This window comes from Sorangium sp. So ce128, from assembly GCF_051525245.1.
In the GTDB taxonomy this organism is placed as follows: Bacteria; Myxococcota_A; Polyangia; order Polyangiales; family Polyangiaceae; genus Sorangium; species Sorangium cellulosum_B.
Genome location: NZ_CP150313.1, coordinates 12,530,057 through 12,543,375, shown reverse-complemented (window position 1 = coordinate 12,543,375; position 13,319 = coordinate 12,530,057). Strand labels below are relative to the sequence as shown.

The 13,319-nt window shown below is 70.7% G+C and carries 10 protein-coding genes; 5 read left to right on the top strand and 5 right to left on the bottom strand.

Going from position 1 to position 13,319, the window contains the following annotated elements:
- Positions 1 to 79: 79 nt before the first annotated feature.
- Entirely contained in the window at positions 80 to 1,546 is a 1,467-nt protein-coding gene (locus WME82_RS47470) for a hypothetical protein (protein ID WP_438040709.1), read from the bottom strand.
- A gap of 466 nt (positions 1,547 to 2,012) precedes the next feature.
- Here WME82_RS47470 and WME82_RS47465 point away from each other — a divergent pair, with 466 nt between their 5' ends.
- From WME82_RS47465 to WME82_RS47455, 3 genes are all read left to right on the top strand, one after another.
- A complete protein-coding gene (locus WME82_RS47465) occupies positions 2,013 to 2,225 on the top strand; it encodes a hypothetical protein (protein ID WP_437855162.1) in 213 nt (70 codons plus the stop codon).
- Between the two features lie 444 nt (positions 2,226 to 2,669).
- Entirely contained in the window at positions 2,670 to 2,981 is a 312-nt protein-coding gene (locus WME82_RS47460; RefSeq protein WP_438040708.1) for a hypothetical protein, read from the top strand.
- On the top strand, positions 2,978 to 3,490 hold the full coding sequence (locus WME82_RS47455) for a hypothetical protein (protein WP_438040707.1): 513 nt from the start codon (positions 2,978 to 2,980) through the stop codon (positions 3,488 to 3,490). Before WME82_RS47460 ends, WME82_RS47455 begins: the two co-directional genes overlap by 4 nt.
- A gap of 124 nt (positions 3,491 to 3,614) precedes the next feature.
- On the opposite strand, the gene WME82_RS47450 is transcribed toward WME82_RS47455, so the two are convergent.
- The 3 genes from WME82_RS47450 to WME82_RS47440 all read right to left on the bottom strand — a co-directional run bounded on the left by WME82_RS47450 (position 3,615) and on the right by WME82_RS47440 (position 7,868).
- Positions 3,615 to 4,505, bottom strand: a complete 891-nt coding sequence (locus tag WME82_RS47450; RefSeq protein ID WP_438040706.1) for a cyclase family protein — start codon at positions 4,503 to 4,505, stop codon at positions 3,615 to 3,617.
- A 67-nt stretch (positions 4,506 to 4,572) separates the two neighbouring features.
- The gene (locus tag WME82_RS47445) at positions 4,573 to 5,967 is read right to left on the bottom strand and encodes a pyridoxal-phosphate dependent enzyme (protein ID WP_438045003.1); all 1,395 of its coding nucleotides are present in this window, start codon (positions 5,965 to 5,967) and stop codon (positions 4,573 to 4,575) included.
- Between the two features lie 173 nt (positions 5,968 to 6,140).
- Positions 6,141 to 7,868 (bottom strand): helix-hairpin-helix domain-containing protein, encoded by a 1,728-nt coding sequence (locus tag WME82_RS47440; protein ID WP_438040705.1) that lies wholly within the window; start codon positions 7,866 to 7,868, stop codon positions 6,141 to 6,143.
- A gap of 222 nt (positions 7,869 to 8,090) precedes the next feature.
- Between WME82_RS47440 and WME82_RS47435 the strand changes: the two genes are divergently transcribed.
- Positions 8,091 to 11,276, top strand: a complete 3,186-nt coding sequence (locus WME82_RS47435; RefSeq protein WP_438045002.1) for an esterase-like activity of phytase family protein — start codon at positions 8,091 to 8,093, stop codon at positions 11,274 to 11,276.
- A gap of 133 nt (positions 11,277 to 11,409) precedes the next feature.
- On the opposite strand, the gene WME82_RS47430 is transcribed toward WME82_RS47435, so the two are convergent.
- Positions 11,410 to 12,114 carry a helix-turn-helix domain-containing protein gene (locus tag WME82_RS47430; RefSeq protein ID WP_438040704.1) on the bottom strand — a complete coding sequence of 235 codons (705 nt, stop codon included), beginning with the start codon at positions 12,112 to 12,114 and terminating at the stop codon, positions 11,410 to 11,412.
- Between the two features lie 321 nt (positions 12,115 to 12,435).
- Between WME82_RS47430 and WME82_RS47425 the strand changes: the two genes are divergently transcribed.
- Positions 12,436 to 13,308: an NAD(P)-dependent oxidoreductase gene (locus WME82_RS47425; RefSeq protein WP_438040703.1), complete on the top strand. Its 873-nt coding sequence runs from the start codon at positions 12,436 to 12,438 to the stop codon at positions 13,306 to 13,308.
- Positions 13,309 to 13,319: the final 11 nt, after the last annotated feature.

The following is a 13,319-nucleotide window of genomic DNA, read 5'->3' as shown; positions in this document are numbered from 1 at the left end:
AACCGGGAGGAGGGCGTGGAGGAGTTCCCCGGTTCGCCCTCCCATGTTCACGGTCGAACCCGGCCGCGGCGACCTCGGATCACATCGGCGTGCGGAACATGGTCTGCGCGGAGCAGAGGACCTGGGTCACCGCCCCGGCCTGCGCGTCGCTGACGGCCGCCGCGGTGAGCGTCGGCGCGAGCGCCTCGATCCCCGCCGCGAACTTCGCATAGGCCTCGACGATGCCGTCCAGCTCGGCGTCGAGGCTGGCCGACGCGCTCGCGCCGGCGTCCGCCTCGGCGTCGAGGTAGGCCGAGAGCGCGGCCTTCAGGTCGGCGTCGAGCTGCGCGTTGAGGTCGACCGTGGCATCGAGGACCGTCCGCAGCGCCGCCTTGGCCTCGGCGGTGGCGCCCGCCAGGAGGCCGAGCGCACCGTCGGCCTCGGGCTGCGCCTCGCCGGAGAGGCTCGCGACGAAGTCGGCGCGCGCGGTCGTGATCGCGTCCACGCTGGCTGCCGCGGCCACGTCCGCCTTCAGCTTGGCGCCTGCGTCCGCGACCGCGTCGACGGTGGCCTGCGCGGCGCCGCTCAGCTTGGCGATCTCCGTGGTCGCCTCCGCGGTCGCGCGCGCCTCCAGCTGTGCGGCGGCGTGGGCGCAGGCGAAGAGGACCACCTCTACGTCCGCGGACGCGTCGAGCGCAGCGCTGAGCGCGGCGCGGAAGGTCATGCTCGCCGCGGCCTGCGCCTGGGCGCGCACGTCGGCGGCGGCTCCTGCGGCGTCCAGCGCGGCGTCGACCTCCGCGAGGAACTGAGCGGTCGCCTCGCCGGCGGGAACCTCGCTGTCCAGCGCCGCGTTCAGGGTCTGGGCGGCCTCCAGCTCCGCGCTGGCGAGCGCGTCCGCGTCGATGTCCGCGCCCGCGGCTGCGAGCGCGCGCAGCTCCGCGTGGTGCGCCCCCAGGGTCGCCCCCGCGATCGCCTTCACGACCGCCTTGGTCTCGGCGCCGGCCGACGCCGCGGCCGCGACCGCGGCGGCGAGCTCCGCATCGACGAGCGCGCGCACGTCCGTCGCCACGGTGGCGTCCACCGCGACGCTGGCGGCGAGATCGATGAGCACGAGCGCCTCGACCGAGCTCTCGGTCGAGATCGGCGCCGCGACGGCGATCTCGCCCGCGGCGCTCCCTGCCGCATCGAGGAACGCGGAGCCGATCACCTGGCCCGAGCCGTCGAGGGCCTGCACGATGAGCGGCTTTGCGTCCACCGGGACCTCCGCGGAGAAGGCCCCCGCCGCGTCGATCGTGGTCTCTGCCAGCGACTCGAGTGCTCCGCTCTCGAGCAGATGAGAGACGCGGACCGTCTTCGTGTTCGCGACGGTGCTCTCGCCGGCGAGGCTGTGGTCGTGAGACCCGGCGCCCTCGTCGGTCACGTGTCCGTTGACGATCGCGAGCGCGCCGTCTCCGGTCTGCGGATCGCCGTCGGAGGACGAGCCACCGGAACCGGAAGAACACCCCAAGGCCATCGAGACGCCAATCACCAAGGCCGACACGCTGCACTTCGAAGAGATCGTTCTCATGCTCACTCCTGTGTTTGCGGTGTACGCTCCGCGCCGCTCACGCCATGTCGTTCGGACGAGCCGACGAACCCCTGCGACGCGATCACGCCGTGATCACGACGCGATTCGCGGAGGTGGTCGCCGGCCGGTGCCGACAGGAAGCAGGTTTCGCGCTGCGCGCCTGCTGTCCTGACCTGCTAGCAGGCTGCGTGCCGTCGGCGCTGCGCGCCTGGCCCGCGGGGAACGCACCGCAGGCCCGCGCGTCTTCGGCATGGAATCAACGGTTCTGAAGGTGCGAATCGACCGGGTGTCACGAGCGCGAAGGGGGGTCGGTTGCTGGGGACAGCCAGCAGTGCTGCAGGCTGTCGCAAGCAGCGGCCGTCAACTTCCGTTCCGGATTGGACGTCCATGTAAGTGCGTTGACGTCGACCTGCGCATGCTCGGATGAAGTCGGCCACGTCCTCCGCGCTGACGCAACGCGGTGCTGGTGCCGTGCTATCTCGCCGGCTCGCCGGAGGCCGGCACCAGCGCCAGCACCCGGACGGTCGCGCCGCTGCCGCGCGCGAGCGGCAGCGGCGCGACCACCACGACGGCCCCGGCCTCCGCGCCGCCGGCGCAGGGCGCGCAGCCTTCCCCGGAACCAACCTCGCCGCCTCCGGCGCAGGGCCCGCGCGGCGAGGGCGAGATCGGCCCCGGGTGATCCCGGCCGCAGACCCGAGCAGCTCGACCACCGCCCGCTCGGCCCCCCCGTGCACGCCCTCCCCTGACAACGCCGATCGAAGCGCTCGGCGACGCGGTCGTCATCGGTGTGCCCCACGCCATTGCCTTCGGCTCCGAGCACGCAACCATCGCCACACTGCAAATGGGAACGACTCACAGGCCGCTCGCCGTCGTTCTGCCGAGCCTTCATGCCGTGTGAGATTTCGATCATCCACCGCTCCTCACTGGGTCTCAGACGGAGCGCGACGAACGCGACACGCGGCCATGCGCTCATCCTGCACGCCGTGGACAGAGCAGCCCTGACCCCAACGACTTGAGAATTCTTCACAAATCGCCTGTTGAGCACTGGACATGATGGCTAGTCATCGGTACACCCAGGCCGCTCTTCGCCAAGGCCACGAAGGGACGAACCCGGGGGCCGACGATGTACCGGATCGGCATCGCTGCGTTCGCAGCGCTCTCGCTCGCGTCCTTGGTAGGCTGCATCGCAGTTCAGGAAGAGGACGAGAGCGTCGTAGGAGTTGCCCCTAGCGCGCTCGAGTTCGTCAACGCGCTCAACCCCAATGCCCTCAACCCCAATGCCCTCAGCGCCAACGCCCTCAACCCCAACGCATTGAGCTCGGCGGCCCTGAGCGCGATCCGGGATCCGGGGGCGGCGGGTGATCTCTCGCGCCAGCTCCTCAACTATGTGGTCGGCTGTGCGTTCCTCCCGTCGCAGTCGTTCAGCTTCTCGTGATCGATGGCTCGGGCAAGGTGCACAACGAGGTATACTGGGGAATCATCGGCCTCGTTCCGGACTGGAGCACCAAGGCGCTCGACCTATACAACCAGCAGTGGATCTCGGCGTGCCTCGCGTCGCGGACGAACTGGTACGGCGTCTCCGTGACGATCTCCTCGCGGGGCACTCCCTCGGCCCTCGACAAGGCCGGTACCCCCGAGCTCACGGCCTACACGCGTCTGGAAGGCGCCTTCTGGGGCAATCTGTTTGTCCCCTCTCCTTACCTGAACGCCTGCTACGACGAGGCCAATCGCAGCTATGTACGGTCGCTTATGCGGGAGTGCGCCGCCGGTCACCTCACCAGCGGCGGGGCCGTCCAGCAATGCGGGATGATCAGCATCCGCGGGTCGTGCGCCTCCTACTGCGAGGCGCTCAACACGAACGGCATGTACTACCCGAGCTGCGTCAACAACCTCACCGGCAGCCAGGAGTCGACCTCCCGTGTGATCACCGTCTTTCTTCGCTAGCGCGCCGCGGCTCCAGCTCGTGCGCCGTTCAGTCCCTGGTTCAGCGTCCATGGGGACCGGGCAGCTCAGCACTCCCTAACACGCGATCAGCGACGAACCAGAGCGACGCGGCTCCAGCACCGCGCTACCTCGACGGCTTGCCGGCGGCCGGCACCAGCGCCAGCACCCGGGCGGGCGCGCCGCTGCCGCGCGAGAGCGGGAGCGGCGCCACCACCACGACCGCCCCGGCCTCGGGGAGCTGCTCCAGGTTGGCCAGGTTCTCGATGTGGTAGCCGCCCGCGCCGAGGAACGCCTTGTGCTGATCGAACGTCTGGCTCGGCCCCGGATCGGTCGACAGCGTGTCGATGCCCACGCACCGCACGCCGCGCTCGCTCAGGTAGCGGCTCGCCTCCACGGAGACCCCGGGAAAGTGCATCACGCCCTTCGCGTCCTGGTTCAGGAACTTCGCCGGCTCGGACCAGCGGGCCCCCCACCCCGTCCGGATCAGCACGATGTGCCTCGCGCCGAGCGCCCCGTGCCGCGCCTCCCAGCCCCGGAGATCGTCCACGGTGACCTGGTGGTCTGGGCTCGCCGCGACCTTCGCCGTCACGTCCACGACCGCCGCCGGCCCCACGAGCTGCTCCGGCGCGATCTGCTCGACCGTCGGCGTTCCGGCCTTGAAGTGCGCCGGCGCGTCCACGTGCGTGCCCGCGTGCTCGTCCATCGAGAACCGGTTGAGGTAGTACGAGTCCTTCTCGACGGTGCGGACCGTCTCCGATGCATACGGCTTGCTGCCAGGATACAGCGGCATCTCCGGCGTGATCGGGTGCGTCAGATCGACCACCCGCGCCGCGGCGATGTCGAGGACCGCGGGCGCGGCCTGCGGCGCGGACGGCGGCGCCGCGGCGGGCGGCGACGCCGCAGCGGGCGCGCACGCCGAGAGGGCGAACGCCGCCGAGCACAGCGTGTACGCCGCGGCCCCCCTGACGCCCGCATGAAAGAAGCTGACCACGCCGGTTCCCTGCGCCTTTTGCATGGCGCACATGTCACCACAAGCCCGCTGCCGCCACAAGGTGGAGGCCGGGCCCTCGCGCCGGGCCGGCTCAGACCTCGTGCAGCTTCACCCGGCGTCGCAGGTAGTTGAGCAGATCGATGCGGGTGACCAGCCCGACGAACTCGTCGCCGTCGGTCACGATCGGCACGAGCCCCGCGTCGAACATCGGAAGGAGATCCCGAATCGGCGTCCGCACGTCGACCGTGCGGAGCCGCGTCGTCATCGCCGTCTCCACCGCCTTTCGGAAGCGCGTCACGTCGTCGACGGCGGCGAGGAGGAGGTCGGACTCGTCCACCAACCCGACGATCTTGCCGTCCTCCAGGACGGGCAGCTGCGACACGTCGTAGAGCTTCATCCTCGCATAGGCCACGAGGAGCGCGTCCGACCGCTGCACCGTGACCACCGCCCTGTCGGCGTGGCGGCGCGTGATCACGTCGCGCAGATCCCCTGTCGGCGCGCGATCGGTGAAGCCCTGATCGGCCATCCAGAAATCGTTGTACATCTTCGACAGGTACTTGTTGCCGCTGTCGCAGACGAGGGTGCAGACGCGCTTCGGCGACGACTGCTCGCGGCAATAACGCAGGGCCGCCGCGAGCAGCGTCCCGGACGACGAGCCGGCGAGGATGCCCGTCCTGGAGAGCAGCAGCCGCGCCGTCTCCAGGCTCTCCCGGTCGGAGATCGTATAAGCGAGCTTGACGCGGGAGAGGTCGAGGATCGAGGGGAGGAAGTCCTCGCCGATGCCCTCCACGAGCCATGAGCCCGCCTTGCCGAGCTTGCCGGTCTTGACATAGCCCGCCAGCACCGAGCCCTCCGGATCGGCGAGCACCATCTCGCAGCGCGGCTGCGCCTTGGCGAAGTAGCGCGAGAGCCCTGTCATGGTGCCGCCGGAGCCGACGCCGCACACCATCGCGTCGATCCTTCGATCGAGCTGCGCGTCGATCTCGGGGCCCGTCCCGGTCTCGTGGGCGAGCGCGTTCGCCGGGTTCTCGAACTGGTTCACGTAGAACGCGCCCTCCTCGCGCGCGATGCGGGCGGCCAGGTCCTGGTAATAGCTCGGGTGGCCCTTCTCGACGTCGGAGCGCGTCATCACCACCTGCGCGCCGAGCGCCTTCAGGTGGAACACCTTCTCCTGGCTCATCTTGTCCGGGATCACGAGCGTGAGCCGGTAGCCCTTCTGCGCCGCGACGAGCGCCAGGCCGAGCCCGGTGTTGCCCGCCGTCGCCTCGACCACGTGGCGCCGCTCGCCCCCGAGCTGGCCGGCGCGCTCGGCCGCCTCGATCATCGACAGGCCGATGCGATCCTTGATGCTGCCGCCCGGGTTCTGGCTCTCCATCTTGAGGAAGAGCTCGCACGGGCCGGCGTCGAGCTGAGTCACCTGGATCATCGGGGTGTGCCCGATGAGAGCGACGATGTTCTCTGCGGGCGCAGGGGTCGGCAGGGGCATTGGCATGACAGCTCAACGGTCACACGACGCGCACCGTCTGTCGAGGTGGTGCCAGCGATGACGCGCGCGTCACGCGCGTCGCATGGATGGCGTGGGTCGCGCAGGGTTGCCGCGGACGGCCGACCTCTGGACCGAAGCGGCCTTCGCGGCGTCCGGGCCGCACGCCGATGCGATCAGGCGGGCCGGACCGCCTTCTGGAACGCGGCCGGGCCGAGCGCGTTCAGCACCTCGCCCCGGCGGAGGCCGCCTCGCCGCGCGGTCCCCACGCCGAACCGCAGGTTGTGGAGCGCGCGCGTCGAGTGTGCGTCCGTCGAGATCACGAAGCGGATACCGCGCTTGCGCGCCTCCTTGATCCACCGGGGCTCCATGTCGAGGCGGTACGGGTCCCCGTTCACCTCGACGGCGGCCCTCGACTCGGCCACGGCGTCGAGCACCTCCTCGACGCGGCACGCGAACGGCTCGCGCCGCTGGATGAGCCGGCCGAGCGCGTGCCCCCAGATCTTGAAGACCGGCAGCCGCATGGCGCTGACCAGCCTGCGCGTCATCTGGTCGGCGTCCATCTTCATGCGCGAGTGGATGCTCGCGATGACCACGTCGAGCTGCTCCAGGATCGCGTCCGGATAATCGAGCTTCCCCGACTCGAGGATATCCGACTCGGTGCCTCGGAGGAGCTTCACGCTCACGCGCTCCTGGACGCGGGCGATCTCGTCCCACTGCTGCTTCAGCCGGTCGAGGCCGACGCCGTTCGCGTAATGGGCGGCGGGCGAGTGATCGGTGATGGTGATGTATTTCATCCCCATCGCCTCGGCCTCCAGGGCCATCTCCTCGATCGTGTTCTTGCCGTCCGAGTACACCGTGTGGCAGTGCACCATCCCCTGGATATCGCCCTCCTCGACGAGCTCGCCCGCGCGGCCCGCCCGCGCGGCGCGCTCCACGGCAGCGACGATGTCCTCCGCGCTCTCGCGGAGCTCGGGCGCGATGTACGGAATGCCGATGTGCTCGTAGAGGTCCTCTTCGGTCTTCACGGAGAGGCGCTTCTTGCCCCGCGAGAGCCCTCTCTCGTCGAGCGTGAGCCCCAGCTCGCGCGCGAGCGCGCCGAGCGCCGAGAGGTACTCGGGCGCCCCCGTCCGGTGGTGAAGCGCGGCCGCGTAGTCCCGGGGCGGCACGCAGAGGAGCTCGCCGCGCAGGCCGCCCGAGAGCCTCACCCTGCAACGCGCGTCGCCGCGCTCCTCGACCTCGGCGACCTGCGGGGACCGGACGAAGCAGTCGATCACCTGCGCGGCGTCGTCCGCCGCGGCCACGAGGTCGATGGCCGTCACCGTCTCTTCCCAGCGCCGGATCGAGCCCGCGAGATCGGCCTGCTCGGTCGCCTCGCAGCCGCGCACGTGGGCGAGGAGCGGCTCGGCCGCCTCGAGCGCGTCGACGAGCAGGACGCGCTCGTCGCGCACCTCGTAGCGGGCTATCCCCTCGAGCAGGCTCGCCTCGGTCTTTGCCCCGAAGCCCTTCACCGCCCGGACCTTCCCGGCGAGACAGGCCCGCTTCAGCTCCTCCACGCTGCCGATGCCGAGCGCCTCGTGGAGCGCCTTCATCCGCTTGAGGCTCATGCCCGGCACCTGGGCGAGCTCCAGCACGCCGCTGGGGAGCTCGGCGCGGAGCTCCTCGAGCTGCCCGGAGCGCCCCGTCTGGTAGAGCTCGGCAATCTGGGCGGCGAGCGCCGGGCCGATGCCCTTGATGCCGGTGAGCTTCTTGCCCCGGACGAGCGCGCCGAGGTCGTCCGTGAGCTGCTCCAGCGCCTCGGCCCCCGTCTCGTAAGCGCGCGCTCTGAACGGGTTCTCCCCCTTGATCAGGAGGAGCGTGCCCGTCTCGCGGAGGGCGCGGGCGATGTCGAGCTTGTCGAGCATGGATGGCGCAACTCTAGCACTCGCGGGCCGCCGGAGTTCATGCCGCAAGGCCCCGTGCAGCGGGGCAGTTTGCCACAGCGCCACCGGCGGAGGCATCGGCGGCCGCTCCCGGCCGGGAGCATCGAAGTACATGGATCTGCAATAAAATTTTCAAGCAGCTGTCGCGTCGCCGGCGATCGCCTCGGGCACTGTGGGCGGCTTCAGCAAGGAGGACGTGACGTGATGCTGCGCAGTCTCACCTGGATCGGCCTCGGCGCCGCGGCGCTGGCGCTTTCGGGGTGTTCCGACGATGGAGGCGAGGTACCGAGCGGCGGCCAGAGGGGCGGCGCCATCCTGGGCTTCAGCGACGAGCCGGCCGGCGACCGCTGCGAGAACGGCGGCACCCGGGTCGACTCCGGCCGCGATCTCAACGGCAACGGCCAGATCGAGGAGGGAGAGGTCGAGGCGACCACCTACCTATGCAACGGGCTCGACGGCAAGGCGGGAGCGGATGGCCCCAAGGGCGAGCCTGGCGACGACGGCGCCAAGGGTGCCAACGGCGCTGATGGCGAGGACGGCGCTGACGGCGCCGACGGCAACGACGGCGCCGACGCCCAGCAGGTGCTCATCGACATCGCACCCGAGCCGAGCGGACCGAACTGCGCGAATGGCGGGCAGAAGGTGGCCAGCGGGCTCGACGCCGACGACGATGGGATGCTCGATGAAGGCGAGATCTCCGACACCGCCTATGTCTGCCACGGCGAGGACGGCGGGCGCGGCGTCGCGGGGTTCCAGCTCGTGGCCAAATACACGGCCCCCGGCGGTCCGATCGCCGAGATCGTGGCCGCCTCTCCGGACGGCAACGTGCTGGCTTACACGAGCAGCGTCACCCACACCGTGGGGTTCGTGGATATCTCGGATCCAAGCAGCCCTGCGCTCCTCGGCACGGTCGACATCGCCGGCACCGTGAGCAACGGCAACGGCGAAGCCACCGCCGTCGCGATCACGCCGGATGGCCGGTATGCGATCGCGGCGGTGAAGGACACGACGGATCCGATCCACAACGCCGATCCCGGCGCCCTGGTCTTCATCGACCTGGCGACCCGGGCGATCGCCGGCTCGGTGGCGGTCGGCGTCGGCCCCGACAGCCTCAAGATCACGCCGGACGGCGCCCGGGTGGTGGTCGCCATCGAGGACGAGGAGAACGCCGATGACAACGCGGTCGCCCAGGCGCGCCCCGGAAGCGTCCAGATCGTCACCATCGATGAGAGTCACCCTTCGGCGTCGACCGTGGCCACGATCGCCCTCACGCCCGGAGTCGGCAACATCCCTGGCGATCCGCAGCCGGAGTACGTCGACATCACGAGAGACGGCAGGACGGCGATCGTGTCGCTGCAGGAGAACAACCTCATCGCGGTCATCGACATCGCCTCCGCGACGGTCACCCGTTATATCGAGGCCGGCACGTCCACACACGCTCGCGCCGATCTCGCGTCGAACGGCGAGATCGAGCTCGCGAGCTCGGGCTTCACCGGGCTGCTCGAGCCGGACTCGGTGTGTCTGCTCGCGGATGGCCGGCACTTCGTGACGGCCAACGAGGGAGACACACCGAACGAGGCGACAGCCGCCGGCCTGTGGTCGGGCGGCCGGGGATTCTCGGTCTTCGACCTCGACGGCGCCCGCGTCTACGACAGCGGCGACGCCGTCGAGCGGCTCGCGGCGCGCGCCGGCGCCTACCCGGAAGGGCGCTCGGGCGACCGGGGCATCGAGATCGAGGGCTGCGCGACCGGGGTGTTCGGCGGCGACGACTACGCCTTCTTGCTGGGCGAGCGCAACGCGACGCTGCTCGTCGTCGACGTGAGCGCCCCCGCGGCGCCGGTGCTGAAGGAGCTGCTCGGCGCCCCGATGAGGCCCGAGGGCGCGGTCGCGATCCCGTCGCGCAACCTCGTGGCGGTCAGCGGCGAGGGCGACGACGGCGTTGGCGGCGGCATCTGGCTGTATCGCTCGGTCACGGATCCGGCCGAGGTCGGCCACGGCCCCGACGTCTACGATGCACGCTCGGGGGGCCTGGGCTTTGGCGCGCTCGGCGCCCTCGCGTACGAGCCGGCCACCGGCTTCCTGCTCGCGACGCCCGACAACGCCTTCGCGCGCCAGCGCATCTGGTCGTTCTGGCCCGATCATGGGGAGCGGCGCATGCAGCTCGTCCGCGAGCTGATCCTGAAGGACAGCGCCGGCGCCGAGCTCGTGGGCTACGATCCCGAGGGCATCTCGGTGAACCCCGAGGGCGGTTATGTCCTCGCCAGCGAGGGTGTCGCCGGCAACGGCGGCAGCGCGACCTGCGTTGGCTCGGAGGTCAGCAACCGACTCCTGTTCGTCGACGAGCGCGGCCAGCTCGACCCCGGCTACGGCGACGGAGGCATCGTGGATCTCCCGTGCGGCAGCGACGCGAACGCGATCGACTGGTCGACGGTGCGAGCCAACGGCTTCGAGGGCATCGCCGTGGTCGACAGCGCGCCGTCTGCTTCAGGCGGCCTCGAGGTCTATGTGGCCATGCAGCGCGCGCTCACGACGGAGGGCCAGAACGCCCGCCTCGGCGCGTACGACGTCGATACAGGCGCGTGGAGCTGGTACTTCTATCCGCTCGACGCGAACCCCGGCGGATCGCGTGGCGACACGTTCCTGAGCGAGCTCATTCACGTGGGCGGCGACACGTTCGCGGTGGTCGAGCGCGACCAGGGCTGGGCAGGCGAGGCGGGGAACAAGACGATCCGCACCTTCGCGCTGTCGAGCGGCACACCGAACGACATCGCGGATCCGGTGGACAAGGCGCTCGCCTGCGATCTCCTGGAGCACCCGTTCCGCTTCGATCAGGAGAAGATCGAGGGGCTCGCGCTCGGCGCCGGCGGCCTGTGGGTCACGAACGACAACGACGGCGGAGAGGCGATGAGCTTCTTCGTCCGGCTCGACGCCTCGATGCTGAGCATGCAGGGCGGAGACGGGGAGCCGGAGGAGCCAGGCGATCCCGAGGAGCCGGGCGATCCAGGTGGAGAGACCCTGGTCATCAACGAGGTGCGCTCGGCCGGCGAGGACTTCGTCGAGCTCCACAACCGTGGCGCATCGAACGTCGATGTCGGCGGCTATCGGCTCACGGACAGCGATCCATCGCACGAGCTCGTGCTGCCCGCGGGCACGGTGGTGCCTGCCGGGGGATACCTGCTGATCCGCGGAGAGAGCAGCGGGGAGCCGCTCAGGCTCACCTTCGGGCTCGGCTCGGGGGACTCGGCCATCCTGTACACGCCTGGCGGCGTCGTGATCGACGAGCACAGCTGGACAGGCCACGTCGATACGGCGAGCCGCTGCCCCGACGGGACGGGCGCGTTCATCGCGCCCGCGCCGGCGACCCCGGGCGCGGCCAACGGCTGCCCCTGAGGACGGATCGCCGCGCCGGCCCCCCGCCGGCGCTGCTCAGGGCTGTCCCCGCATTTCCTCTCCTGTTTATTTCGCTGGTCTCTTGGCGCCCTTGGCGTCATCGCGGCTCGCCTTGGCGGCTGTTTTCTCTGGTTTAGCGCGCGCTGGCTGCCACCTTTGCCGGCGTCACGCCGAGGACGCGGCGCATGCACCTCGCCATGTGGCTCTGGTGCGAGAACCCGGCCTCGATCGCCACCTGGCTGGCGGGCAGGTCGCCGCGCAGGAGCAGCGCCTTCGCGCGCTCCACGCGGCGCTGGATCACGTACTCGTGCACCGGCACGCCGGTCGACCGCTTGAACAGCGTCTTGAGGTGGGACGCGCTGACCCCGGCGACGCCGGCCAGCCGATCGAGCGACAGGTCGTGATCGAGGTGCTCCTCGATGTACGCCGTCACGCGCCGTAGCTGCGGCGCAGACAGCCCTCGCCGCAGGCGGCCCGGCGCCTTGTAACGGCCGAGCAGGTGCGCGGCGAGCGCGACGCCGAGGCTCTCCCTGTAGAGAAGCCCGGTCGGATCGCCGGCCCTGCGCTCGGCGTCGAGCGCCCAGGCGATGTGCTCGATCTGCGGGTCCCTGACCTGGTGGCGCGGCTCCAGGCCGGCTTTGTCGGGATCGAGCCCTATGTCCGCTGCGACCCGGCGCAGCAGCGAAGGGGTCAGCGACAGGATGAGCGAGGTGCCCGCGTCGTCCTCCTGCCAGACGTCCGAGGCTCCGGCGGGGATCAGGTCCACGTCGCCGCGCGTGTAGACGAACCGATCGGCGCGGCAGGCCCCGCGTACCGGCGCGCCCGCATGGATCTTCACCCGATGATCCTGCGAGGCCTCGAGCGCGATCACGCCAGGCTGGGTCGAGTGAACGCCGACATGTACCCCGACGTATGGGCGCGGCGCGCCCGCGGGCGGCTCCAGTCGGATGGGAGCTCGGGTCTGTCCGATGACCTGCATCCCCGCCAGTATCCACCGCCGCCGAGCGGCGCGCCACGGGGCGGCTCCGCGCTCGCCGCCGTCCGAACGTGCTCTCCGGGCGTCCGATCGTGCGCGACGGCCCGGGCCGCAGGCCCCCACCTTGGCCGGCACGAAGGCGCGCCCGTCATCGGCAGACGGGCCGCAAACGAAGGAGCTCACATGCGTGAAGTCACGGTCATCGGTCTGGGTCTCATGGGCACCGCGCTCGCTCGGGAATTGCTCCGCAGCGGCTCTCGCGTCACCGTCTGGAACCGCTCGATCGCGAAGGCCGCGCCGCTCGTCGCGGAGGGAGCGGTGCTGGCCCCGAGCGCGGCCGCAGCGGCGCAGGCGAGCGAGATCGTGATCACCTGCATCACCGACTACCGCGCGACGTACGGCGTGCTGGAGGGGCGCGACGTGGTCTCCTCCCTCGCCGGTAAGGTGCTCGTCCAGCTCAGCACGGGCAGCCCCGAGGACGCGCGTACCCTCGAAGCGTGGGCGAAGCAGCGCGGCATCGACTACCTCGACGGCGCCATCCTGGCCACCCCGAGCCAGATGGGGAAGCCGGAGAGCAGCATCCTCGTCTCGGGCTCGGGCTCGGCTTACGAGAAGAGCAAGCCGCTGCTCGAGAGCACGGCCGGGGCCGTGAGCTACCTCGGGGAGAAGGTCGGCTGGGCGGCGGCCATGGACCTGGCGTTCCTGTCGCACCTGTTCGCGGGGCTCCTCGGCTTCTACCACGGCGCCCGCATCTGCGAGGCCGAAGGGATCCGCGTGGCCGACTTCGGGGCCATGGCCGCCGTCGTCGCTCCGGCCATCGGTGGGATGGTCAAGCACGACGCGGACTCCATCCAGTCCGGAGCGTACGAGGCAGAGGAGGCCACGCTGGAGATCTGCGCGCAGGCCGTCGAGCTCATCCAGCGGCACGCGCGGGAAGCGAGGATCAACGCCGAGCTCCCGGCGTTCGCCGCGGCGCTCTTCAGGAAGGGAGTTGCCGCGGGCCACGGGGCGGAGTCGCCAGCCGCGCTCATCAAGGTGTTTCGCGAGAGCGCTTGAAGGTGGCGATG